Source organism: Pseudomonas sp. SHLD1 (assembly GCF_028640935.1).
In the GTDB taxonomy this organism is placed as follows: Bacteria; Pseudomonadota; Gammaproteobacteria; order Pseudomonadales; family Pseudomonadaceae; genus Chryseomonas; species Chryseomonas aestiva.
In genome coordinates, this window is the sequence record NZ_JAQZAD010000017.1 from 1 (window position 1) to 20948 (window position 20948).

Here is a 20948-nt window from a genome sequence, read left to right on the forward strand (position 1 = left end):
GAACGTAACAAACCGCACCTGAACGTGGGCACCATCGGTCACGTCGACCATGGCAAGACCACTCTGACCGCTGCGCTGACCAAGGTCTGTGCCGACACCTGGGGCGGTTCCGCTCGTGGTTTCGACCAGATCGACAACGCGCCGGAAGAAAAGGCTCGCGGTATCACCATCAACACCTCCCACGTTGAGTACGACTCGGCGATCCGTCACTACGCGCACGTCGACTGCCCCGGCCACGCCGACTACGTGAAGAACATGATCACCGGTGCTGCCCAGATGGACGGCGCGATCCTGGTTTGCTCGGCTGCTGACGGCCCCATGCCGCAGACCCGCGAGCACATCCTGCTGTCCCGCCAGGTGGGCGTTCCCTACATCGTCGTGTTCCTGAACAAGGCCGACATGGTTGACGACGCCGAGCTGCTGGAGCTGGTCGAGATGGAAGTTCGCGATCTGCTGAACACCTACGACTTCCCGGGCGACGACACCCCGATCGTGATCGGCTCCGCGCTGATGGCGCTGAACGGCAACGACGACAACGAAATGGGTACCTCTGCCGTGCGCAAGCTGGTCGAGACCCTGGACTCGTACATCCCCGAGCCCGAGCGTGCCATCGACAAGCCGTTCCTGATGCCGATCGAAGACGTGTTCTCGATCTCCGGTCGCGGCACCGTGGTAACCGGTCGTGTCGAGCGTGGCATCGTCCGCATCCAGGAAGAAGTCGAGATCGTGGGCATCAAGGCCACCGTCAAGACCACCTGCACCGGCGTTGAAATGTTCCGCAAGCTGCTGGACGAAGGCCGTGCTGGCGAGAACGTCGGCGTGCTGCTGCGTGGCACCAAGCGTGAAGACGTGGAGCGTGGCCAGGTTCTGGCCAAGCCGAACACCATCAAGCCGCACACCAAGTTCGAGTGCGAAGTGTACGTGCTGTCCAAGGAAGAAGGCGGTCGTCACACCCCGTTCTTCAAGGGCTACCGTCCGCAGTTCTACTTCCGCACCACCGACGTGACCGGTAACTGCGAGCTGCCGGAAGGCGTCGAGATGGTGATGCCGGGCGACAACATCAAGATGGTTGTCACCCTGATCGCTCCGATCGCGATGGAAGACGGCCTGCGTTTCGCCATCCGTGAAGGCGGTCGTACCGTCGGCGCCGGCGTGGTTGCCAAGATCATCGAGTAATCGATTGATCTGAAACGAAAAAAGGCCCCTAGGGGCCTTTTTTCTTGCCTGGTGAAATTGACAGATGGCAAAAGAGGCGTTCTTGACAGCCGCTGGCGACATCCTTAGAATTGCGCCTCCTTTAATCGGGCACCTTTTTGTCCGAGAGGAAAGCTTGGAGTCTGAGGTCAAATGCAAAATCAACAAATCCGTATTCGGTTGAAGGCTTTTGATCATCGCCTGATCGATCAATCCACCCAGGAAATCGTAGAAACTGCGAAACGTACTGGTGCTCAGGTGCGTGGTCCGATTCCTCTGCCTACCCGCAAGGAACGTTACACAGTGCTGATTTCTCCGCACGTCAACAAGGACGCTCGTGACCAGTACGAAATTCGTACCCACAAGCGTGTGCTCGACATCGTTCAGCCCACCGACAAGACCGTCGATGCGCTGATGAAGCTCGATCTCGCCGCTGGCGTTGAAGTGCAAATCAGCCTCGGCTGAGACCGTCAAGGTTTCAGTCGTGTAACGCTCTGAAATGGGCGGCCATAGCGGGTGAAAGCCCCGTACACTCAAGAGGTTCTCAACATGACGATTGGTTTAGTCGGTCGTAAATGCGGTATGACCCGCGTTTTCACCGAAGAAGGCGTTTCCGTTCCGGTCACGGTCATTGAGATCGAGCCGAATCGCGTAACCCAATTCAAGAGCGAAGAAACCGATGGCTATCGCGCCATTCAGGTAACCGTGGGCGAGCGTCGTGCTTCCCGCGTGACCAAGGCGCAAGCCGGTCACTTCGCCAAGGCCAGCGTTGCTGCTGGTCGTAGCGTCCTCGAATTCCGCCTGGAAGACGGTGAGTACAAGGCAGGTGACGAAGTTACCGTAGCTCTGTTCGAAGCCGGTCAGATGGTTGATGTCACTGGTCAGTCCAAAGGTAAGGGCTACGCCGGTACCATCAAGCGCTGGAACTTCCGTGGTCAGGACAACACCCACGGTAACTCCGTTTCCCACCGTGCACCTGGTTCCATCGGCCAGTGCCAGACTCCTGGTCGAGTGTTCAAGGGCAAGAAAATGTCCGGTCACCTGGGTGCGGAGCGTGTAACCGTTCAGTCGCTGGAAGTCGTGCGTGTAGACGCCGAGCGCAACCTGCTGCTGGTCAAGGGTGCCGTCCCCGGCGCGCCGGGTGGTGACGTGATCGTGCGTCCCGCTGTCAAGGCCCGTGGTTGAGAGGAGAGAGAACATGCAACTCAATGTGAATGGCTCTCAAGCTATCGAAGTCTCTGAGCACACCTTCGGCGGTGAATTCAACGAGACCCTGGTTCACCAGGCAGTCGTGGCCTACATGGCTGGCGGTCGTCAGGGCACCCGTGCCCAGAAGACCCGTTCCGAAGTCCGTGGCGGCGGCAAGAAGCCCTGGCGTCAGAAGGGCAGCGGTCGTGCCCGTGCCGGTACCATCCGCAGCCCCATCTGGCGCTCCGGTGGCGTGGCTTTCGCAGCCAAGCCCCAGGATCACAGCCAGAAGCTGAACAAGAAGATGTACCGCGCTGCACTGCGCTCCATCCTCGCCGAGCTGGTCCGTCTGGATCGTCTGGTCGTGGTTGACGACTTCGCCGTCGACGCGCCCAAGACCAAGACCCTGGTCAGCAAGCTGGACGGCCTGGGCCTGAGCGACGTGCTGATCGTGACCGACGCTGTCGACCAGAATCTGTATCTGGCCGCCCGCAACCTGCCTTTCGTCGACGTGCGTGATGTCCAGGGTTCCGACCCGGTCAGCCTGATCGCCTACGACAAGGTGCTGGTCACTGTGTCCGCCGTGAAGAAATTCGAGGAGCTGCTGGCATGAACCAGGAACGCGTATTCAAAGTGCTGCTTGGCCCGCACATCTCCGAGAAGGCCACCATGCTGGCGGACAGCCAGAAGCAGTTCGTATTCAAGGTTGCCACCGATGCAACCAAGCTGGAAATCAAGAAGGCCGTCGAACAGCTGTTCGAGGTCAAGGTTCGCAGCGTCAGCACCCTGAACGTCCAGGGCAAGACCAAGCGTACCGCTCGTGGTCTGGGCAAGCGTAACGACTGGAAAAAAGCGTACATCGCGCTCCAGCCGGGCCAGGATCTCGACTTTTCCAGCAGCGCCGAGTAATCAGGGGGCATCATGGCAATCGTAAAATGCAAGCCGACCTCCGCTGGCCGCCGCTTTGTGGTCAAGGTGGTCAACTCTGATCTGCACAAGGGCGCGCCTTACGCTCCTTTGCTGGAGAAGAAGAGCAAGTCCGGCGGCCGTAACAACAATGGTCGTATCACCACTCGTCACATCGGCGGTGGTCACAAGCAGCACTACCGTCTGGTCGATTTCCGTCGCAACAAGGATGGCATCCCTGCCGTCGTTGAGCGTATCGAATACGATCCGAACCGTACTGCACACATCGCTCTGCTGAAGTACGCCGATGGCGAGCGTCGCTACATCATCGCCCCCAAGGGCGTTGCTGCCGGTGACCAGCTGCTGTCCGGCGCTGGCGCGCCCATCAAGGCTGGCAACAACCTGCCGCTGCGTAACGTGCCGGTCGGTAGCACCATCCACGGTATCGAGCTGAAGCCTGGCAAAGGCGCTCAGATCGCTCGCTCCGCGGGTACCTCCGCTCAGCTGGTCGCCCGTGAAGGCGCCTACGTCACCGTGCGCCTGCGCAGCGGTGAAATGCGCAAGGTGCTGTCCGAGTGCCGTGCCACCCTGGGCGAAGTGTCCAACGGTGAGCACAGCCTGCGTTCGCTGGGTAAGGCCGGTGCCACCCGCTGGCGTGGTGTGCGTCCGACCGTTCGTGGTGTTGCCATGAACCCGGTCGATCACCCGCATGGTGGTGGTGAAGGTCGTACTTCCGGTGGCCGTCATCCGGTTTCGCCATGGGGCGTCAAGACCAAGGGTCTCAAGACGCGCTCCAACAAGCGTACCGACAAGATGATTGTCCGTCGCGGCAAGTAATCAGTAGAGGATTCGACTGTGCCCCGTTCTCTGAAGAAAGGTCCTTTTATCGATCTTCACCTGTTGAAGAAGATCGAAGTCGCGGTGGAAAAGAACGAACGCAAACCGATCAAGACCTGGTCGCGTCGTTCGATGATCCTGCCGCAGATGGTCGGTCTGACCATCGCTGTGCACAACGGTCGTCAACATGTCCCCGTTCTGGTGAACGAAGACATGGTCGGCCACAAACTCGGCGAGTTTGCTGCTACCCGCACCTATCGCGGTCATGCGGCTGACAAGAAAGCCAAGCGTTAAGGGGTAAGGAAGATGGAAGTAGCCGCTAAGCTGTCGGGCGCTCGTATCTCCGCCCAGAAAGCCCGCTTGGTCGCCGACCAGATCCGCGGGAAGAAGGTGGGCGAAGCGCTCAACCTGTTGACTTTCAGCAGCAAGAAAGCCGCTGAAATCATGAAGAAGGTGCTGGAGTCGGCTGTTGCCAACGCCGAGCACAATGAAGGCGCCGACGTGGACGACCTGAAGGTTTCCACTGTCTTCGTAAACGAAGGTCGTTCGCTCAAGCGCATCATGCCGCGTGCCAAAGGTCGTGCTGATCGCATCGTGAAGCGGTCTTGCCATATCACGGTCAAGGTTGCGGACAAGTAACGGAGTCGATCAGATGGGTCAGAAAGTACATCCCAATGGCATTCGCCTGGGTATCGTCAAGGAGCACACTTCGGTCTGGTACGCGGATAAGCGCACTTATGCGGACTATCTGCTGGCCGACCTGAAGGTTCGTGAGTACCTCCAGGACAAACTAAAAAGCGCGTCCGTAAGCCGTATCGATATTCATCGCCCGGCTCAAACCGCACGCATCACCATCCACACCGCCCGTCCCGGTATCGTGATCGGCAAGAAAGGTGAGGATGTCGAGAAGCTGCGTCAGGACCTGACCGCAAGAATGGGTGTGCCTGTGCACATCAACATCGAAGAGATCCGCAAGCCGGAGCTCGACGGTGCCCTGGTTGCGCAGAGTGTTGCGCAGCAGCTTGAGCGTCGTGTGATGTTCCGTCGTGCCATGAAGCGCGCCGTGCAGAACGCGATCCGCATTGGTGCCAAAGGCATCAAGATTCAGGTGAGCGGTCGTCTGGGCGGTGCTGAAATCGCCCGTACCGAGTGGTATCGCGAAGGTCGTGTGCCCCTGCACACCCTGCGTGCCGATATCGACTACGCCACTGCGGAAGCTCACACCACTTACGGTGTGATCGGTGTGAAGGTCTGGATCTTCAAGGGTGAGGTCATTGGTGGCCGCCAGGAAGAGCTCAAGCCCGTCGCCCCGGCTCCGCGCAAAAAAGCTGCTGCTAAGTAAGGAGTACGCAACATGCTGCAACCCAAGCGTACAAAATTCCGCAAGCAGATGACCGGCCACAACCGTGGTCTGGCTCATCGCGGTAGCAAGGTCAGCTTCGGCGAGTACGCGCTGAAGGCTGTCGGCCGTGGCCGTCTGACCGCTCGCCAGATCGAATCCGCACGTCGTGCGCTGACCCGTCACGTGAAGCGTGGCGGCAAGATCTGGATCCGCGTCTTCCCTGACAAGCCTGTCACCAAGAAGCCTCTCGAAGTGCGGATGGGTAAAGGTAAGGGTAGTGTCGAGTACTGGGTAGCCCAGATCCAGCCGGGCAAGGTCCTGTACGAGATCGAGGGTGTTTCCGAGGATCTGGCTCGTCAGGCATTTGCCCTGGCCGCTGCCAAGCTTCCGCTCGAAACCTCCTTTGTTAAGCGGACGGTGATGTGATGAAAGCGAAAGATTTGCGTGAGAAATCCGTAGAGGAGCTGAACGAGCAGCTTCTCAACCTGCTGCGTGACCAGTTCAATCTGCGTATGCAGAAGGCAACTGGCCAGTTGGGTCAGTCTCACATGCTCTCGCAAGTGAAGCGCGACATCGCTCGCGTCAAGACTGTGCTGAACCAGCAGGCAGGTAAGTGATCATGGCTGAAGCTGAAAAAACTGTCCGTACGCTGACCGGCCGAGTGGTCAGCGACAAGATGGACAAAACCGTCACCGTACTGATCGAGCGTCGCGTCAAGCACCCGATCTACGGCAAATACGTGAAGCGTTCCACCAAGCTGCACGCTCACGACGAAACCAATCAGTGCCGCATTGGTGACCTGGTCACCATTCGCGAAACCCGCCCGCTGGCCAAGACCAAGGCGTGGACCCTGGTTGACGTCGTCGAGCGCGCCGTTCAGGTATAAGGGTAGAGAGCCATGATCCAGACTCAATCCATGCTTGACGTCGCCGACAACAGCGGCGCTCGTCGCGTGATGTGCATCAAGGTGCTCGGCGGTTCCCACCGCCGTTACGCCGGCATTGGCGATATCATCAAAGTCACCGTCAAGGAAGCAATTCCGCGCGGCAAGGTGAAGAAAGGTCAGGTGATGACTGCAGTCGTCGTGCGTACCAAGCACGGCGTCCGCCGCACCGACGGTTCCATCATCCGCTTCGACGGCAACGCCGCGGTTCTGCTGAACAACAAGCAAGAGCCGATTGGCACCCGTATCTTTGGGCCGGTGACCCGTGAACTTCGCTCCGAGAAGTTCATGAAGATCGTCTCCCTTGCCCCCGAAGTGCTGTAAGGAGTAGCCGACATGCAAAAGATTCGTCGTGACGACGAGGTAATCGTCATTGCCGGCAAGGACAAGGGCAAGCGTGGCAAGGTGCTGAAGGTGCTCGCCGATGACCGTCTGGTCGTTGGTGGGGTCAACCTGATCAAGCGCCACACCAAGCCCAACCCCATGCTGGGTGTTCAGGGTGGCATCGTAGAGAAAGAAGCCCCTCTGCATGTCTCCAACGTTGCCATTTTCAACTCCGAGACCAACAAGGCTGACCGCGTTGGTTTCAAAGTCGAAGACGGCAAGAAGATTCGTATCTTCAAGTCGACCCAAAAAGCGGTCCAGGCCTGAAGCTGCTAGGTAGATCACCATGGCTCGATTGAAAGAGATTTATCGGAAGGAAATCGCGCCCAAGCTGAAAGAGCAGCTTCAGCTGGGTAACGTGATGGAAGTTCCGCGCATCACCAAGATCACCTTGAACATGGGTCTGGGCGAAGCAGTCGGTGACAAGAAAATCATCGACAACGCTGTAGCTGACCTGGAAAAGATCGCTGGTCAAAAGCCGGTCGTGACTTATGCCCGCAATTCCATTGCTGGCTTCAAGATCCGCGAAGGCTGGCCGATCGGCGTCAAGGTGACCCTGCGTAGCGATCGCATGTATGAATTCCTGGATCGTCTGCTGTCCATCTCCCTGCCGCGCGTGCGTGACTTCCGCGGCCTGAATGCCAAGTCCTTCGATGGTCGCGGCAACTACAGCATGGGCGTGAAAGAGCAGATCATCTTCCCGGAAATCGATTACGACAAGATCGATGCGCTGCGTGGTATGGACATCACCCTGACCACCACCGCTCGTACCGACGAGGAAGGCCGTGCGCTGCTGCGCGCGTTCAACTTCCCGTTCCGTAACTGATTGAGGTCTTCAGATGGCTAAGCAAAGCATGATTAACCGCGAGCTGAAGCGTCAGCAGACGGTTGCCAAGTACGCCAAGAAGCGCGCCGAGCTGAAGGCGACCATCGGTAATGTCAACGCCTCCCCCGAGGATCGTTGGAATGCCCAGGTCGCCCTGCAGAAGCAGCCCCGTGACGCCAGCGCCAGTCGCATGCGTAACCGCTGCCGCCTGACCGGTCGTCCGCACGGCGTGTACCGCAAGTTCGGTCTGTCCCGCATCAAGCTGCGTGAAGCAGCCATGCGCGGTGACGTGCCCGGCCTGGTGAAGGCCAGCTGGTAACAGCTCGCGCCTTTCATCGCGGTAATTGAATCAAGCCCCTTTTGGGGCTTGATTCGTTTCAGGCCGATGTCTAGAATGCTCGGCTCGCCCGAATCGGCCTATTGCCGAGGGGTGATTTTGAGAGCCGGTAGGCTCAATTTCTGTATTAGGAGCTAATAGCCCATGAGTATGCAGGACCCGTTAGCAGACATGCTAACTCGTATCCGTAATGCCCAGATGGCTGAAAAGGCCGTTGTGAGCATGCCTTCTTCCAAGCTGAAGGCTGCCGTTGCCAAAGTCCTCAAGGACGAAGGTTACATCGCGGATTTTCAGGTCAGCGCGGAATCCAAGCCGTCGCTGTCCATCGAGCTGAAGTACTTTGAAGGCAAGCCTGTCATCGAAGAGCTGAAGCGTAGCAGCCGTCCCGGTCTGCGCCAGTACAAAGCCGTTGACCAGCTGCCGAAAGTGCGTGGCGGTCTGGGTGTGTCGATCGTTTCCACCAACAAAGGTGTGATGACTGATCGCGCGGCCCGTGCTGCTGGTGTTGGCGGCGAAGTGCTCTGCACAGTCTTCTAAGGGGAATCAGCATGTCTCGCGTTGCTAAAAACCCGGTAAGACTGCCTGCAGGCGTCGAAGTTAATCTGGCCGGTCAGGCTCTTTCGATCAAGGGTGCCAAGGGCGCTCTGGAACTGAAGGTCCATCCGTCCGTTGAAGTCACTCAAGAGTCCGGTGAGCTGCGTTTCGCTGCTCGCAATGGCGATCAGCAGACCCGTGCGATGGCCGGCACTACCCGTGCCCTGGTCAACAACATGGTGGTCGGCGTCAGCCAGGGCTTCGAGCGCAAGCTGCAACTGGTCGGTGTGGGCTACAAGGCCCAGGCCAAAGGTCAGGTGCTGAACCTCGCTCTGGGCTTCTCTCACCCTGTGGACTACGACCTGCCGCAAGGCATCACCGCAGAAACCCCCAACCAGACCGAAATCCTGATCAAGGGTATCGACAAGCAGCTGGTCGGCCAGGTTGCGGCTGAGATTCGTGGTTTCCGTCCGCCGGAGCCTTACAAGGGCAAGGGTGTACGGTATGCCGACGAAGTCGTCCACCGTAAAGAAGCCAAGAAAAAGTAGGGCATAGCAAATGACCGTCAAGAAAGAAACCCGACTGCGTCGCGCTCGCAAGGCTCGCCTGAAGATGCGCGAGCTGGAAGTGGTCCGTCTGTGCGTGTACCGCTCTTCCCAGCACATCTATGCCCAGGTCATCGCGGCCGATGGCAGCAAGGTCCTGGCCAGCGCTTCTACGCTGGACAAAGAACTGCGCGAAAGCGCTACCAGCAACGTCGAGGCGGCCAAGAAAGTTGGTCTGCTGGTCGCCGAGCGTGCCAAGGCCGCTGGCGTTACCCAGGTGGCCTTTGATCGTTCTGGCTTCAAGTACCATGGTCGCGTCAAAGCGCTGGCCGACGCTGCTCGTGAAGGCGGGCTGGAGTTCTAAGTCATGGCAAATAACGATCAAAAGCGCGACGAAGGCTATATCGAGAAGCTGGTTCAAGTTAACCGCGTAGCCAAAACCGTGAAAGGCGGCCGTATCTTCGCCTTCACCGCTCTGACCGTGGTTGGCGATGGCAAAGGCCGCGTTGGCTTCGGCCGTGGCAAGGCCCGTGAAGTGCCTGCCGCCATCCAGAAGGCTATGGAAGCTGCTCGCCGCAACATGATCCAGGTGGATCTGAACGGCACCACCCTGCAGTACCCGGTCAAGGCCGCCCATGGCGCCTCCAAGGTGTACATGCAGCCCGCTTCCGACGGTACCGGCATCATCGCCGGTGGTGCCATGCGCGCCGTCCTGGAAGTCGCTGGTGTGCAGAACGTCCTGGCCAAGTGCTACGGCTCCACCAACCCGGTAAACGTTGTGTACGCGACCTTTGAAGGTCTCAAGCACATGCAGGCGCCGGAAGCTGTTGCTGCCAAGCGTGGCAAGAGCGTCGAGGAGATTCTCTGATCATGGCTAACGCAACCGTCAAGGTCACGCTGATCAAGAGCGTCCACGGCCGTCTGGCCAATCACAAGGCTTGCGTCAAGGGTCTCGGCCTGCGTCGCATCGGTCACACCGTCGAAGTTCAGGACACCCCTGAAAATCGCGGCATGATCAACAAGGCCTACTACCTTCTGCGTGTGGAGGGTTAAGTCATGAAACTGAATGATCTGCGTTCCGCTCCCGGCGCTCGCCGCGAGAAGCTGCGTCCCGGTCGTGGTATCGGTAGCGGCCTGGGCAAGACCGGTGGCCGCGGCCACAAGGGTCTGACCTCCCGTTCCGGTGGCAAGGTTGCCCCCGGTTTCGAGGGTGGCCAGCAGCCGCTGCACCGTCGTCTGCCGAAGTTCGGCTTCGTCTCGCTGAAAGCCCTGGACCGTGCCGAGGTTCGTACCTCCGAGCTGGCCAAGGTCGATGTCGATGTGGTCGATCTGCAGGCGCTGAAAGACGCCAATGTGATCAGCCGCGACATCAAGCGTGTCAAGGTTGTGCTGTCCGGCGACGTCACTCGTGCCGTCACCCTGAAGGGCATTCGTGCCACCAAGGGCGCACGTGCAGCCATCGAAGCAGCTGGCGGCAAGATCGAGGAATAAATGGCTAAGCAAGGTGCTCTCTCTGCGCTCAGCAAGACCGGTGGTATGTCCGAGCTGTGGACCCGCCTCCGATTCCTGTTCCTGGCGATCATCGTCTACAGGATCGGTGCGCACATCCCTGTTCCGGGTATCAATCCCGATCAGCTGGCCGCACTGTTCAGGCAGAACGAGGGGACCATTCTTAGCCTCTTCAACATGTTCTCTGGCGGTGCGCTGGAGCGGATGAGCATCTTTGCACTGGGGATCATGCCGTACATCTCGGCCTCGATCATCATGCAGCTGCTTACCGCGATCACCCCACAGCTGGAGCAATTGAAGAAAGAGGGTGAGTCTGGTCGTCGCAAGATCAGCCAGTACACCCGTTACGGCACGCTGGTTCTGGCGCTCGTTCAGGCCACCGGGATGTCGGTAGGACTCGCCAGTCAGGGCGTCGCGTTCAGCGTGGGCTTCAGCTTCTATTTCGTCGCTGTCACCACGTTTGTCGCCGGCGCGCTGTTCATGATGTGGCTGGGTGAGCAGATCACCGAGCGCGGTATCGGCAATGGCATCTCGATGCTGATCTTCGCCGGTATCGTCGCGGGCTTGCCCCGCGCCATCGGGCAGTCCTTCGAGTCGGCACGGCAGGGCGATATCAACATCTTCGCGCTGATCATGGTGGGTGTGGTGGCGGTTGCCATCATCGCCTTCGTGGTGTTCATCGAGCGTGGGCAGCGTCGCATTGCCGTGCACTACGCCAAGCGTCAGCAGGGCCGCAAGGTCTTCGCGGCGCAGAACAGCCATCTGCCGCTCAAGGTGAACATGGCCGGGGTCATCCCGGCGATCTTCGCCAGCAGCATCCTGCTGTTCCCGGCATCGCTCGGTTCGTGGTTCGGTCAGTCCGAAGGTCTCGGCTGGTTGCAGGACGTGGCTCAGGCCATCGCCCCCGGTCAGCCGCTGAACATCTTGCTGTTTAGTGCAGGGATCATCTTCTTCTGCTTCTTCTATACGGCGCTGATGTTCAACCCCAAGGACGTGGCCGAGAACCTGAAGAAATCCGGAGCGTTCATCCCGGGTATTCGTCCTGGTGAGCAGTCCGCACGCTATATCGATGGCGTGCTGACCCGACTGACCATGTTCGGTGCCCTGTACATGACGGCGGTGTGCTTGTTGCCCCAGTTCCTGGTGGTCGCGGCGAACGTGCCGTTCTATCTCGGTGGGACGTCGTTGCTGATCGTGGTGGTAGTGGTCATGGACTTCATGTCTCAGGTCCAATCCCATCTCGTATCTCATCAATACGAGTCCCTGATGAAGAAAGCCAACCTGAAGGGCTACGGCGGCGGCATGATGCGCTGATCCGTTACCCGTAAGGTTAGAGGAGTTGTCATGAAAGTTCGTGCATCGGTCAAGAAGCTGTGCCGTAACTGCAAGATCATTCGCCGCGAAGGCGTCGTGCGAGTGATCTGCAGCGCTGAACCGCGTCACAAGCAGCGCCAAGGCTGAGTGTGAATCACGCGTCTAACCCGGCAGCTAGTGTGCTGCCGGGTTGATCATTTGTTCCTACAGCGTTAATATCGCGCGCCCTTTTCTTGGCTTCCGGGGCGTCGGTAGCTGTCAATTGGAGTTTTTCTGAATGGCCCGTATTGCAGGCGTCAACATTCCAGATAACAAACACACTGTTATCTCGCTGACCTACATCTATGGTGTCGGTCGCACCACCTCTCAGAAGATCTGCGCGGCCACCGGCATCCAGCCGACCGCCAAGATCAAAGAACTGAGCGACGAGCAGGTCGATCAGCTGCGTAACGAGGTCGCCAAAATCCTCACCGAGGGTGACCTGCGCCGCGAAATCAACATGAACATCAAGCGCCTGATGGATCTGGGTTGCTACCGCGGTCTGCGTCACCGCCGTGGTCTGCCGGTCCGTGGTCAGCGCACCAAGACCAATGCCCGTACCCGCAAGGGCCCGCGCAAGCCGATCCGCAAGTAATCGCATCCGCGAATCGACAGGAATCTAGTCATGGCAAAACCTGCTGCTCGTCCTCGTAAGAAAGTCAAAAAGACAGTGGTTGATGGCATCGCCCACATCCATGCGTCTTTCAACAACACCATCGTGACCATCACCGATCGTCAGGGCAATGCATTGTCCTGGGCGACCTCCGGTGGCTCCGGCTTCCGTGGCTCCCGTAAGAGCACCCCGTTCGCTGCCCAGATTGCAGCCGAACGTGCCGGCCAAGCCGCTCTGGAATATGGTCTGAAGAATCTGGACGTGAACGTCAAAGGTCCCGGCCCCGGCCGTGAGTCCGCTGTTCGCGCCCTGAATGCCTGTGGTTACAAGATCGCCAGCATCACCGACGTGACGCCTATCCCGCATAACGGGTGCCGTCCGCCGAAGAAGCGTCGCGTGTAATAGGAGACAGTGAGAAATGGCTCGTTACATTGGTCCCAAGTGCAAACTGTCCCGCCGCGAAGGCACTGACCTCTTCCTGAAGAGCGGCGCTCGTGCCCTCGACTCGAAGTGCAAGCTGGAAACCGTTCCTGGCCAGCATGGTCAGCGTCGCGGTCGTCTGTCCGACTACGGTCTGCAGCTGCGTGAAAAGCAGAAAGTCCGCCGTATCTATGGCGTCCTCGAGCGTCAGTTCGCCGGTTACTACCAGGAAGCTGCCCGTCGCAAGGGCGCTACCGGTGAAAACCTGCTGCAACTGCTCGAATGCCGTCTGGACAACGTGGTGTATCGCATGGGCTTCGGTGCCACTCGCGCTGAATCGCGCCAGCTGGTCTCCCACAAGTCGATCACCGTCAACGGTCAGACCGTCAACATTCCCTCCTATCAGGTCAAGGTCGGCGACGTCGTCGCGGTCCGTGAAAAGGCCAAAAACCAGCTGCGTATCGCTCAAGCTCTCGAGCTGTGCGGCCAGCGTGGCCGGGTTGAGTGGGTCGAAGTGAGCACCGAGAAAAAGGAAGGCACCTTCAAGAGCGTGCCGGCCCGTGGTGATCTCTCCGCCGACATCAACGAAAACCTGATTGTCGAGCTCTACTCCAAGTAAGGGCTAGAAAGTAGGTGCATCCATGCAGAGTTCGGTAAATGAGTTCCTGACCCCCCGCCATATCGATGTGCAGGCGGTTAGTCAGACCCGTGCCAAGATCACCCTCGAGCCTCTCGAGCGTGGTTTCGGCCATACCTTGGGCAACGCGCTACGGCGTATCCTGTTGTCCTCCATGCCTGGCTGCGCGGTAGTCGAAGCAGAGATCGACGGTGTTCTGCACGAGTACAGCGCCATCGAAGGCGTGCAGGAAGACGTGATCGAGATCCTGCTCAATCTCAAGGGTCTGGCCATCAAGTTGCACGGCCGTGACGAAGTCACCCTGAGCCTGAGCAAGAAAGGTCAGGGGCCGGTTCTGGCCTCTGACATTCAGGTCGATCACGACGTCGAGATCGTCAACGGCGATCACGTCATCGCCCACCTGGCGGACAACGGTTCGCTGAACATGAAGCTGAAAATCGCTCGCGGTCGTGGCTATGAGCCCGCCGATGCGCGTCAGAGCGAAGAAGACGAAACCCGCGCAATCGGTCGTCTTCAGCTCGATGCTACGTTCAGCCCGGTTCGTCGCGTGGCCTATGTGGTGGAAAACGCCCGGGTCGAACAGCGTACCAACCTGGACAAGCTCGTGCTTGACCTGGAAACCAACGGTACCCTGGATCCGGAAGAAGCCATCCGTCGTGCCGCCACTATCCTGCAGCAGCAGCTGGCAGCCTTCGTCGACCTCAAGGGCGACAGCGAGCCGGTCGTGGTCGAGCAGGAAGACGAGATCGATCCGATCTTGCTGCGTCCGGTGGACGATCTGGAACTGACCGTTCGTTCGGCCAACTGCCTCAAGGCGGAGAACATCTACTACATCGGTGACCTGATTCAGCGTACCGAAGTGGAGCTGCTCAAGACCCCGAACCTGGGCAAGAAGTCCCTGACCGAAATCAAGGACGTTCTGGCCTCGCGTGGTCTGTCGCTCGGTATGCGCCTGGACAACTGGCCCCCTGCAAGCCTTAAGAAGGACGACAAGGCTACTGCCTGATCGTCATTGTTCACCGAACGATAGTTTGGGAAGGAATTTCAATCATGCGTCATCGTAAAAGTGGTCGTCATCTGAGCCGCACGAGCGCACATCGCAAGGCCATGTTCCAGAACATGGCTGTGTCGCTGTTCGAGCACGAGCTGATCAAAACTACCCTGCCGAAAGCCAAGGAACTGCGCCGCGTTGCCGAGCCGCTGATCACCCTGGCCAAGGAAGACAGCGTCGCCAACCGTCGTCTGGCTTTCGACCGCACTCGTTCGAAAGCTGCCGTTGGCAAGCTGTTCAACGACCTGGGCAAGCGCTATGCCAACCGTCCGGGTGGCTACCTGCGTATTCTGAAGTGCGGCTTCCGCGCTGGCGACAATGCGCCCATGGCGTACGTCGAGCTGATCGACCGTCCGGTCGGCGGCACCGTAGAACAAGCTGCTGAATAAGTAGCGCTGTTCTGGAAAAGGCCGGGCTCTTGCCCGGCTTTTTCATGCCTGCCGTTTGGCCGGACTCCAGGCAGTCTCTGTCGACTTGTATTTTCTATCAGGATGCTAGGATCAATAAATTAGTCCTAAAGTATTGCCTTGGCGATACTTCTCCCACGCTATCAGCAAGCACTATGCAAAGGGAGACAGCCTGTGACCGATACCAAGATCCTCACCACCGCCAGCGGCATTCCGGTGGCCGACAACCAGAATTCCCGTACCGCCGGCCCACGCGGTCCGCTGATGCTCGACGACTTCCATCTGATCGAGAAGCTGGCCCACTTCAATCGTGAGGTCATTCCCGAGCGACGCGTGCACGCCAAGGGTTCCGCGGCCTATGGCACCTTTACCGTCACCCAGGACATCACCCACCTCTCCAGCGCCAAGCTGTTCGCCAGCGTCGGCAAGCAAACCGAGACCATCCTGCGCTTTTCCACCGTGGGCGGTGAGCGCGGCTCGGCGGATACCGAGCGCGATCCGCGTGGCTTCGCCCTCAAGTTCTACACCGAGGAAGGCAACTGGGACATCGTCGGCAACAACACCCCGGTGTTCTTCATCCGCGATCCGCTCAAGTTTCCCGACTTCATCCACACCCAGAAGCGCGATCCCTGGAGCAATCTGAAAAGTCCGCAGATGATGTGGGACTTCTGGTCGCTGTCGCCGGAATCGCTGCATCAGGTGACCATCCTGTTTTCCGATCGCGGCATTCCGGATGGCTATCGCTTCATGCATGGATTCGGCAGCCATACCTTCAGCCTGATCAATGCCCAGGGCGACCGGCACTTCGTGAAGTTTCACTTCAAGAGCCAGCAGGGGATCAGGAACCTGGCGCCGACCGAGGCCGCACGTCTGGCCGGGAGCGATCCGGACTACAGCCAGCGCGACCTGTTCCAGGCCATCGAACGCGGCGAATTCCCGCGCTGGAAGCTGTGCATCCAGGTGATGAGCGAGCAGGAAGCGGCCGGTCGCGCCGAAAATCCCTTCGACGTGACCAAGGTCTGGTCACAGCAGGACTATCCCTTGCAGGAGGTTGGCCTGCTGGAGCTCAATCGCAATCCGCAGAACTACTTCGCCGAGGTGGAGCAGGCGTCCTTCGCGCCAAGCAACGTGGTGCCGGGCATCGGCCTGTCGCCGGACCGCATGCTGCAGGGACGGGTGTTCGCCTATGCCGATGCCCAGCGCTATCGGGTGGGAACCAACTACCAGCAGTTGCCGGTCAATGCGCCGCGCTGTCCCTATGCCAACAACCAGCGTGACGGGGCCATGAGATTCGATGGCAATGGCGGTTCCCAGCCGAACTACGAGCCCAACAGCTATGGCCATACGCCCAGGCAGGCGCCGCAGTATCGCGAGCCGGCACTGAATTTCGCCGGTCCGGCCGATCGCTACGACCACCGGGTGGACGAGGATTACTACAGTCAGGCCGGTGCGCTGTTCCGCCTGATGAACGCGGACCAGCAGGCGTTGCTGATCGACAATATCGTCGGTGCCATGGCTTCGGTGACCCGGGATGTCCAGCTGCGGCAGATCGGTCACTTCCTCAAGGCCGATCCTGCCTATGGCATGGGTATCGCCAAGGGACTGGGGATGGATCCCAGCGAAGTGGCCTGACCTGGGAGGTAGAAGGAGCCCGGCGGATGCCGGGCTTTTTTTCGCCGGTAAAAAAGTGCGGGAAAGGCTGTCTCGGACGCCACTTGCGACGTCGCAATGCTAAGGTTCGCATCAAGCGCGAAAACACGAGGCTCGCTCTCCCGTCATGACTGTGTTTGGAGTGTCTTTGCGCCAGCTCTGGGCGCACGAAAAGGCCAGCTATGGCGTTCGCGTCTTTGTCGCCCTGAGCGGCGCCATGGCCGTCTGCTGGTCGCTGGGTGACCTGCGCGCCCTGTCGCCGGTGTTTCTCGGCATCATCGCCAGCGCCCTGGCGGAAACCGACGACAGCTGGCTGGGCCGTCTCAAGTCGCTGGTGGTCACGCTGCTGTGTTTCGCGGTTGCCGCCTTCGCGGTCGAACTGCTGTTTCCCTATCCCTGGATCTTCGTGGTGGGCCTGGGCCTGGCCACCTTCAGCCTGACGATGCTCGGCGCCATCGGCGAGCGCTACGCGTCCATCGCCCAGGCCACGGTGATCCTGTCGATCTACGCCATGATCGGCGTGGATCAGCGGCTGGGTACCCAGGTGCCATTGTGGTACGAGCCGGCGCACCTGCTGGCCGGGGCGCTGTGGTACGGCCTGCTCTCGGTACTCTGGTGCGCGCTGTTCGCCCACCAGCCGGTGCGGCAGAATCTGTCCGCGCTCTATGGCGAACTGGAGACCCTGCTCCGGCTCAAGGCGGAGATGCTCGAACCGGTGCGCGGGGTGGACCTGCATCGGCGGCGGGTACTGCTGGCCCAGCAGAACGGCAAGGTGGTGCAGGCGCTGAACCAGGCCAAGGCGACCATCCTCAATCGCTTCGGCCGCTCGGGGCGGCCGGGCGCGCGCTCAGGGCGCTACTTCCGCCTGTATTTCATGGCGCAGGACATCCATGAGCGCGCCAGTTCCTCGCACTATCCCTACAGCGCCCTGACCGAGGCGTTCTTTCACAGCGACATCCTCTTTCGCTGCCAGCGCCTGCTCAAGCTGCAGGCCGCGGCCTGTCGCAACATGGGCGAGGCGATCCGCCTCGGTCAGCCCTTCGAATATGGCCAGCAAAGTCAGCAGGGGCTGACCGATCTGCAGGCCTCGCTGGAATATCTCAAGCAGCAGCAGAATCCGTGCTGGCGAGGCCTGCTGCGCTCGCTGGACCTGCTCGGGCACAATCTCTCGACCCTGGAGCGGCAATTTTCCGAGGCGGGCAACAGCGACTCGGGAGCGGCGGATCTGGATACCAGTCTGCTGGATCCGGCGGCGCGCTCGCTGCGCGAGGTGTTCCAGCGTGTCCGCCTGCAGCTGACCCCGACCTCGCTGCTGTTCCGCCATGGCCTGCGTATGGCGCTGGCGCTGATGGCCGGCTATGGCGTGCTGCACCTGATCCACCCGGTCAACGGCTACTGGATCCTCCTGACCACGGTGTTCGTCTGCCGGCCGCAGTACGGGGCGACCCGGGTGCGGCTGGTGCAGCGGATCGTCGGCACGGTGATCGGCCTGTTGCTGGGCAGTGCCTTGCTGGAGCTGTTCGCCCAGCCGGAGATCCAGCTGCTGCTGGCGCTGGTCGCCGGTCTGGTGTTCTTCATCACCCGGACCGATCGCTACACCGTCGCCACCGCGGCCATCACCCTGATGGTGCTGTTCTGCTTCAACCAGGTGGGCAATGGCTTCATGCTGATCTGGCCGCGACTGCTGGACACCCTGCTGGGTTGCCTGATCGCGGTGCTGGCGGTGTTCTTCGTCCTGCCGGACTGGCAGGGGCGCCGCCTGCACCTGGTGATGGCCAACACCCTGCGCACCAACGCGCTCTATCTGCGCCGGTTGCACGAGCAGTACCGCACCGGCAAGCGCGACGACCTCGATTACCGCGTGGCGCGGCGCAACGCCCACAATGCCGATGCGACGCTGTCGGCGGCGCTGGCCAACATGCTGCGCGATCCCGGGCATTTCCGGCGCAATCTGGAAGCGGGCTTTCGCTATCTGGCGCTGTCCAACACCTTGCTGGGTTATCTGTCGGCCCTGGGCGCGCATCGCCGCCAGCTGGAAGCGGCCGAGCACGATGCCCTGGTGGAGCGCGCCGTGACCCGTATCGCCGAAGGCATGGAAGCCATTGCCGCAGCGGTGGCGGAGCGGCGCAGTCTGCCGCCGACCGCCGAAGAGGAAAGCAGCCTGGCCGACGAACTGGAAGCCGCGGCGGATGACAACGACGACGGCTATCGACTGGTGTGCACCCAGCTGGCGCTGATCTGCCGGCTGCTGCCCAATCTCAAGAGCGCCGCCAACCATACCCTGCGCGAACAAGCCCGCGAGGAACCGGCAGCGGTTGCCGCCGGTGCTTGAGCAAGGTTGGCGCGACGCGCTATGTTGACCGATGTCCGTCGAATCTTTCGACGCCTGTCCAAGCTGGTTTGAAGGCTGTTTCAACACATGCGTATGCGTCTTCTAGTAGTGGGCGGGGAGAGCGCCCTGGGCAAGGCGCTACTCGCCGCCGGTGCCGAAGCGGGCATCGAATTCGTCGCCCCCGAAACTCCCGCGGAGGGCTGGTACGCTGCCGGACTGACCGAGGTCCTCGACCGGGTACGGCCGGGAGCGGTGATCAATCTCGCCTACTACCGCGACTGGTTGCAGGCCGCGGACTTCGATCCGGCCCTGATGCAGCGCCAGGCGCTGGCCGTCCAGCGCCTGGCAGGGCTCTGCCAGCACTATCAGATTCCGCTGATCCAACCGTCCAGTTATCAGCTGTTCGATGGCTCGCGCGTGGCCGGCTATAGTGAAAAGGATCTTCCACGGCCCCCCGGGGCACGTGGCGAAGCGCTCTGGCGGGTCGAGCAACTGGTGCGGGCGCTGTGCCCGATGCATATTCTGCTGCGCCTGGGCTGGGTGCTGGACGACTCCCGCGACGGGCGCCTGGGGCGTCTGCTGCAGCAGCTGGACACCGAGCAGGTGGCGCCGATGGCGGGCGACCGGCGCGGCAATCCGACCACCGTGGGCGATGCCGCCCGGGTGTTGCTGGCCGTGGTCAAGCAGCTCGACTGCGGCGCGCCGCTCTGGGGGACCTATCACTACGGTGCCCAGGAAGCGGTGTCGGAGCTGGGCCTGGCCGAGACCGTCGCCCAGCTCTGGCAGGAATTCGACCGGCCGGTGCGCTGCGAATGGCAGGAGGTGACGCACCTCGAGCGTGCGGATGCCGCGGAAGAGCCACAACAGGGGGTGTTGATCAGTCGCAAGCTGCTCAACACCTTTGGAATCAAGGCGCGGCGCTGGCAGCAGGAACTGCCCGCGCTGTTGCAGGGCTTTCGGCAGGACGAGGTAGGTTTCCATGAGTGATGCGCCCATTCTGATCACTGGCGGTGCCGGTTTCATCGGTTCCCATCTGGCCGACGCGCTGCTGGCGCGGGGCAGGCGGGTGCGGGTGCTGGATGATCTGAGCACCGGCAAGCGCGAGAATTTGCCGCTGGACGATGAGCGTATCGAGCTGCGGGTGGGCGACGTGGCCGATACCGCGACGCTGGAAGCCGCAGTGGCCGGCTGCGCAGCGGTGGTGCACCTGGCCGCGGTGGCCTCGGTGCAGGCATCGGTGGAAGACCCGGTGGGTACCCACCGAGCCAATTTCATCGGCACCCTGAATCTGTGCGAGGCCATGCGCAAGGCCGGCATCAAGCGCGTGGTCTATGCCTCCAGCGCGGCGGTCTATGGCGCCAACGGTCAGGGCCAGGCCATCGATGAAGAGCTGCCCAAGGCGCCCCTGACGCCCTATGCGGCCGACAAACTGGCCGGCGAGTACTACTTCGACTTCTATCGCCGCGAGCACGGGCTGGAGCCGGCGATCTTCCGCTTTTTCAATATCTACGGCCCGCGTCAGGATCCGTCTTCGCCCTATTCCGGGGTGATCAGCATCTTTACCGAGCGTGCCCGCCGCCAGACGCCGATCACGGTGTTCGGCGACGGCGAACAGACCCGCGATTTCGTCTATGTCGCCGATCTGGTGGGCATCCTGGTGCAGGCACTGGAAGCCCCGCAGGTCACGGCTGGCGCGGTGAACGTGGGGCGCGGCGAGACCATCAGCCTGAACGGCCTGCTGGCGGAGATCGGCCAGGTGCTCGGTGGCCTGCCGGAGGTGACCCATGGAGCCGCGCGGGCGGGGGATATCCGGCATTCGAAGGCGGATAACCGCCGCCTGCGCGAGCGTTTCGATTTCAGCCAGCCCACCGGCATGGGGGCGGGGTTGGCAGCGCTGCTGCGGGACTAGCAGGCGAGGCCAGGGGCAAGCCCTGGCCTGT

At 60.7% G+C, this 20948-nt stretch carries 33 protein-coding genes; all 33 read left to right on the forward strand.

Annotated elements, in window-relative coordinates; translation table 11 throughout:
- The coding region (gene tuf / locus PVZ77_RS13465; RefSeq protein WP_273806711.1) for an elongation factor Tu at positions 1-1176 on the forward strand (1176 nt) is incomplete at its 5' end.
- 171 nt (positions 1177-1347) lie between these two features.
- Positions 1348-1659: a 30S ribosomal protein S10 gene (gene rpsJ, locus PVZ77_RS13470; protein ID WP_003243886.1), complete on the forward strand. Its 312-nt coding sequence runs from the start codon at positions 1348-1350 to the stop codon at positions 1657-1659.
- 84 nt (positions 1660-1743) lie between these two features.
- A complete protein-coding gene (rplC, locus tag PVZ77_RS13475) occupies positions 1744-2379 on the forward strand; it encodes a 50S ribosomal protein L3 (protein ID WP_007161251.1) in 636 nt (211 codons plus the stop codon).
- A gap of 13 nt (positions 2380-2392) precedes the next feature.
- A complete protein-coding gene (rplD, locus tag PVZ77_RS13480) occupies positions 2393-2995 on the forward strand; it encodes a 50S ribosomal protein L4 (RefSeq protein ID WP_017640279.1) in 603 nt (200 codons plus the stop codon).
- Positions 2992-3291 (forward strand): 50S ribosomal protein L23, encoded by a 300-nt coding sequence (gene rplW / locus PVZ77_RS13485; protein WP_007161249.1) that lies wholly within the window; start codon positions 2992-2994, stop codon positions 3289-3291. Before rplD ends, rplW begins: the two co-directional genes overlap by 4 nt.
- Positions 3292-3303: 12 nt before the next feature.
- Positions 3304-4125 (forward strand): 50S ribosomal protein L2, encoded by an 822-nt coding sequence (gene rplB / locus PVZ77_RS13490; protein ID WP_007161248.1) that lies wholly within the window; start codon positions 3304-3306, stop codon positions 4123-4125.
- Positions 4126-4143: 18 nt separating this feature from the next.
- Complete coding sequence (gene rpsS, locus PVZ77_RS13495; protein WP_007161247.1) at positions 4144-4419, forward strand: 30S ribosomal protein S19; 276 nt, start codon at positions 4144-4146, stop codon at positions 4417-4419.
- Between the two features lie 12 nt (positions 4420-4431).
- A complete protein-coding gene (gene rplV, locus PVZ77_RS13500) occupies positions 4432-4764 on the forward strand; it encodes a 50S ribosomal protein L22 (RefSeq protein WP_007161246.1) in 333 nt (110 codons plus the stop codon).
- A gap of 13 nt (positions 4765-4777) precedes the next feature.
- Positions 4778-5467, forward strand: a complete 690-nt coding sequence (gene rpsC, locus PVZ77_RS13505; protein ID WP_007161245.1) for a 30S ribosomal protein S3 — start codon at positions 4778-4780, stop codon at positions 5465-5467.
- Positions 5468-5479: 12 nt separating this feature from the next.
- Positions 5480-5893: a 50S ribosomal protein L16 gene (gene rplP, locus PVZ77_RS13510; RefSeq protein WP_017640282.1), complete on the forward strand. Its 414-nt coding sequence runs from the start codon at positions 5480-5482 to the stop codon at positions 5891-5893.
- Positions 5893-6084, forward strand: a complete 192-nt coding sequence (gene rpmC, locus PVZ77_RS13515; RefSeq protein WP_007161243.1) for a 50S ribosomal protein L29 — start codon at positions 5893-5895, stop codon at positions 6082-6084. Before rplP ends, rpmC begins: the two co-directional genes overlap by 1 nt.
- A gap of 2 nt (positions 6085-6086) precedes the next feature.
- Positions 6087-6353, forward strand: coding sequence for a 30S ribosomal protein S17 (rpsQ, locus tag PVZ77_RS13520; protein WP_007161242.1), 267 nt, complete (start codon positions 6087-6089; stop codon positions 6351-6353).
- Positions 6354-6365: 12 nt separating this feature from the next.
- Positions 6366-6734 (forward strand): 50S ribosomal protein L14, encoded by a 369-nt coding sequence (gene rplN, locus PVZ77_RS13525; RefSeq protein WP_007161241.1) that lies wholly within the window; start codon positions 6366-6368, stop codon positions 6732-6734.
- Between the two features lie 12 nt (positions 6735-6746).
- Entirely contained in the window at positions 6747-7061 is a 315-nt protein-coding gene (gene rplX / locus PVZ77_RS13530; RefSeq protein ID WP_017640283.1) for a 50S ribosomal protein L24, read from the forward strand.
- A 19-nt stretch (positions 7062-7080) separates the two neighbouring features.
- A complete protein-coding gene (rplE, locus tag PVZ77_RS13535; protein ID WP_007161239.1) occupies positions 7081-7620 on the forward strand; it encodes a 50S ribosomal protein L5 in 540 nt (179 codons plus the stop codon).
- Between the two features lie 13 nt (positions 7621-7633).
- On the forward strand, positions 7634-7939 hold the full coding sequence (gene rpsN, locus PVZ77_RS13540) for a 30S ribosomal protein S14 (RefSeq protein ID WP_017640284.1): 306 nt from the start codon (positions 7634-7636) through the stop codon (positions 7937-7939).
- Positions 7940-8101: 162 nt separating this feature from the next.
- The gene (gene rpsH / locus PVZ77_RS13545) at positions 8102-8494 is read left to right on the forward strand and encodes a 30S ribosomal protein S8 (protein ID WP_017640285.1); all 393 of its coding nucleotides are present in this window, start codon (positions 8102-8104) and stop codon (positions 8492-8494) included.
- A gap of 11 nt (positions 8495-8505) precedes the next feature.
- Entirely contained in the window at positions 8506-9039 is a 534-nt protein-coding gene (gene rplF / locus PVZ77_RS13550) for a 50S ribosomal protein L6 (protein ID WP_017640286.1), read from the forward strand.
- A 10-nt stretch (positions 9040-9049) separates the two neighbouring features.
- Entirely contained in the window at positions 9050-9400 is a 351-nt protein-coding gene (gene rplR / locus PVZ77_RS13555; protein WP_007161235.1) for a 50S ribosomal protein L18, read from the forward strand.
- Between the two features lie 3 nt (positions 9401-9403).
- Entirely contained in the window at positions 9404-9904 is a 501-nt protein-coding gene (rpsE, locus tag PVZ77_RS13560; protein ID WP_007161234.1) for a 30S ribosomal protein S5, read from the forward strand.
- 2 nt (positions 9905-9906) lie between these two features.
- The gene (gene rpmD, locus PVZ77_RS13565) at positions 9907-10089 is read left to right on the forward strand and encodes a 50S ribosomal protein L30 (protein WP_007161233.1); all 183 of its coding nucleotides are present in this window, start codon (positions 9907-9909) and stop codon (positions 10087-10089) included.
- Between the two features lie 3 nt (positions 10090-10092).
- The gene (gene rplO, locus PVZ77_RS13570) at positions 10093-10527 is read left to right on the forward strand and encodes a 50S ribosomal protein L15 (RefSeq protein ID WP_133860559.1); all 435 of its coding nucleotides are present in this window, start codon (positions 10093-10095) and stop codon (positions 10525-10527) included.
- Positions 10528-11859, forward strand: coding sequence for a preprotein translocase subunit SecY (gene secY / locus PVZ77_RS13575; protein ID WP_273806713.1), 1332 nt, complete (start codon positions 10528-10530; stop codon positions 11857-11859).
- A 30-nt stretch (positions 11860-11889) separates the two neighbouring features.
- A complete protein-coding gene (gene rpmJ, locus PVZ77_RS13580; protein WP_002555468.1) occupies positions 11890-12006 on the forward strand; it encodes a 50S ribosomal protein L36 in 117 nt (38 codons plus the stop codon).
- Between the two features lie 130 nt (positions 12007-12136).
- The gene (gene rpsM / locus PVZ77_RS13585) at positions 12137-12493 is read left to right on the forward strand and encodes a 30S ribosomal protein S13 (RefSeq protein WP_017640288.1); all 357 of its coding nucleotides are present in this window, start codon (positions 12137-12139) and stop codon (positions 12491-12493) included.
- 30 nt (positions 12494-12523) lie between these two features.
- A complete protein-coding gene (gene rpsK / locus PVZ77_RS13590; RefSeq protein WP_003281811.1) occupies positions 12524-12913 on the forward strand; it encodes a 30S ribosomal protein S11 in 390 nt (129 codons plus the stop codon).
- Between the two features lie 16 nt (positions 12914-12929).
- Positions 12930-13550, forward strand: a complete 621-nt coding sequence (gene rpsD / locus PVZ77_RS13595; protein ID WP_017640289.1) for a 30S ribosomal protein S4 — start codon at positions 12930-12932, stop codon at positions 13548-13550.
- 22 nt (positions 13551-13572) lie between these two features.
- Positions 13573-14574 carry a DNA-directed RNA polymerase subunit alpha gene (locus PVZ77_RS13600; protein WP_017640290.1) on the forward strand — a complete coding sequence of 334 codons (1002 nt, stop codon included), beginning with the start codon at positions 13573-13575 and terminating at the stop codon, positions 14572-14574.
- A 44-nt stretch (positions 14575-14618) separates the two neighbouring features.
- Positions 14619-15008, forward strand: coding sequence for a 50S ribosomal protein L17 (rplQ, locus tag PVZ77_RS13605; RefSeq protein ID WP_007161227.1), 390 nt, complete (start codon positions 14619-14621; stop codon positions 15006-15008).
- 192 nt (positions 15009-15200) lie between these two features.
- Complete coding sequence (locus PVZ77_RS13610; protein ID WP_273806759.1) at positions 15201-16658, forward strand: catalase; 1458 nt, start codon at positions 15201-15203, stop codon at positions 16656-16658.
- 145 nt (positions 16659-16803) lie between these two features.
- The gene (gene yccS, locus PVZ77_RS13615; RefSeq protein ID WP_273806761.1) at positions 16804-19008 is read left to right on the forward strand and encodes a YccS family putative transporter; all 2205 of its coding nucleotides are present in this window, start codon (positions 16804-16806) and stop codon (positions 19006-19008) included.
- 87 nt (positions 19009-19095) lie between these two features.
- Positions 19096-19995 carry a sugar nucleotide-binding protein gene (locus PVZ77_RS13620; protein WP_273806762.1) on the forward strand — a complete coding sequence of 300 codons (900 nt, stop codon included), beginning with the start codon at positions 19096-19098 and terminating at the stop codon, positions 19993-19995.
- The gene (locus tag PVZ77_RS13625; RefSeq protein ID WP_273806763.1) at positions 19988-20917 is read left to right on the forward strand and encodes an NAD-dependent epimerase/dehydratase family protein; all 930 of its coding nucleotides are present in this window, start codon (positions 19988-19990) and stop codon (positions 20915-20917) included. Before PVZ77_RS13620 ends, PVZ77_RS13625 begins: the two co-directional genes overlap by 8 nt.
- The last annotated feature ends 31 nt before the right edge of the window (positions 20918-20948 follow it).

What these genes read in the sequence shown, in the direction of transcription:
- rpsK (WP_003281811.1), top strand. Translation starts at nt 12,524, where the DNA reads ATGGCAAAACCTGCTGCTCGTCCTCGTAAGAAAGTCAAAAAGACAGTG.
- rplD (WP_017640279.1), top strand. Translation starts at nt 2,393, where the DNA reads ATGCAACTCAATGTGAATGGCTCTCAAGCTATCGAAGTCTCTGAGCAC.
- PVZ77_RS13600 (WP_017640290.1), top strand. Translation starts at nt 13,573, where the DNA reads ATGCAGAGTTCGGTAAATGAGTTCCTGACCCCCCGCCATATCGATGTG.
- rplW (WP_007161249.1), top strand. Translation starts at nt 2,992, where the DNA reads ATGAACCAGGAACGCGTATTCAAAGTGCTGCTTGGCCCGCACATCTCC.
- rplO (WP_133860559.1), top strand. Translation starts at nt 10,093, where the DNA reads ATGAAACTGAATGATCTGCGTTCCGCTCCCGGCGCTCGCCGCGAGAAG.
- yccS (WP_273806761.1), top strand. Translation starts at nt 16,804, where the DNA reads ATGACTGTGTTTGGAGTGTCTTTGCGCCAGCTCTGGGCGCACGAAAAG.
- rplN (WP_007161241.1), top strand. Translation starts at nt 6,366, where the DNA reads ATGATCCAGACTCAATCCATGCTTGACGTCGCCGACAACAGCGGCGCT.
- rpsQ (WP_007161242.1), top strand. Translation starts at nt 6,087, where the DNA reads ATGGCTGAAGCTGAAAAAACTGTCCGTACGCTGACCGGCCGAGTGGTC.
- PVZ77_RS13620 (WP_273806762.1), top strand. Translation starts at nt 19,096, where the DNA reads ATGCGTATGCGTCTTCTAGTAGTGGGCGGGGAGAGCGCCCTGGGCAAG.
- rplX (WP_017640283.1), top strand. Translation starts at nt 6,747, where the DNA reads ATGCAAAAGATTCGTCGTGACGACGAGGTAATCGTCATTGCCGGCAAG.
- rplP (WP_017640282.1), top strand. Translation starts at nt 5,480, where the DNA reads ATGCTGCAACCCAAGCGTACAAAATTCCGCAAGCAGATGACCGGCCAC.
- rpsH (WP_017640285.1), top strand. Translation starts at nt 8,102, where the DNA reads ATGAGTATGCAGGACCCGTTAGCAGACATGCTAACTCGTATCCGTAAT.
- rplC (WP_007161251.1), top strand. Translation starts at nt 1,744, where the DNA reads ATGACGATTGGTTTAGTCGGTCGTAAATGCGGTATGACCCGCGTTTTC.
- rpmD (WP_007161233.1), top strand. Translation starts at nt 9,907, where the DNA reads ATGGCTAACGCAACCGTCAAGGTCACGCTGATCAAGAGCGTCCACGGC.
- rplQ (WP_007161227.1), top strand. Translation starts at nt 14,619, where the DNA reads ATGCGTCATCGTAAAAGTGGTCGTCATCTGAGCCGCACGAGCGCACAT.
- rplE (WP_007161239.1), top strand. Translation starts at nt 7,081, where the DNA reads ATGGCTCGATTGAAAGAGATTTATCGGAAGGAAATCGCGCCCAAGCTG.
- rpsN (WP_017640284.1), top strand. Translation starts at nt 7,634, where the DNA reads ATGGCTAAGCAAAGCATGATTAACCGCGAGCTGAAGCGTCAGCAGACG.
- rpsE (WP_007161234.1), top strand. Translation starts at nt 9,404, where the DNA reads ATGGCAAATAACGATCAAAAGCGCGACGAAGGCTATATCGAGAAGCTG.
- rpsM (WP_017640288.1), top strand. Translation starts at nt 12,137, where the DNA reads ATGGCCCGTATTGCAGGCGTCAACATTCCAGATAACAAACACACTGTT.
- rpsJ (WP_003243886.1), top strand. Translation starts at nt 1,348, where the DNA reads ATGCAAAATCAACAAATCCGTATTCGGTTGAAGGCTTTTGATCATCGC.
- rplF (WP_017640286.1), top strand. Translation starts at nt 8,506, where the DNA reads ATGTCTCGCGTTGCTAAAAACCCGGTAAGACTGCCTGCAGGCGTCGAA.
- rpsD (WP_017640289.1), top strand. Translation starts at nt 12,930, where the DNA reads ATGGCTCGTTACATTGGTCCCAAGTGCAAACTGTCCCGCCGCGAAGGC.
- rpmC (WP_007161243.1), top strand. Translation starts at nt 5,893, where the DNA reads ATGAAAGCGAAAGATTTGCGTGAGAAATCCGTAGAGGAGCTGAACGAG.
- rplB (WP_007161248.1), top strand. Translation starts at nt 3,304, where the DNA reads ATGGCAATCGTAAAATGCAAGCCGACCTCCGCTGGCCGCCGCTTTGTG.
- secY (WP_273806713.1), top strand. Translation starts at nt 10,528, where the DNA reads ATGGCTAAGCAAGGTGCTCTCTCTGCGCTCAGCAAGACCGGTGGTATG.
- rpsC (WP_007161245.1), top strand. Translation starts at nt 4,778, where the DNA reads ATGGGTCAGAAAGTACATCCCAATGGCATTCGCCTGGGTATCGTCAAG.
- rplV (WP_007161246.1), top strand. Translation starts at nt 4,432, where the DNA reads ATGGAAGTAGCCGCTAAGCTGTCGGGCGCTCGTATCTCCGCCCAGAAA.
- PVZ77_RS13625 (WP_273806763.1), top strand. Translation starts at nt 19,988, where the DNA reads ATGAGTGATGCGCCCATTCTGATCACTGGCGGTGCCGGTTTCATCGGT.
- rplR (WP_007161235.1), top strand. Translation starts at nt 9,050, where the DNA reads ATGACCGTCAAGAAAGAAACCCGACTGCGTCGCGCTCGCAAGGCTCGC.
- rpmJ (WP_002555468.1), top strand. Translation starts at nt 11,890, where the DNA reads ATGAAAGTTCGTGCATCGGTCAAGAAGCTGTGCCGTAACTGCAAGATC.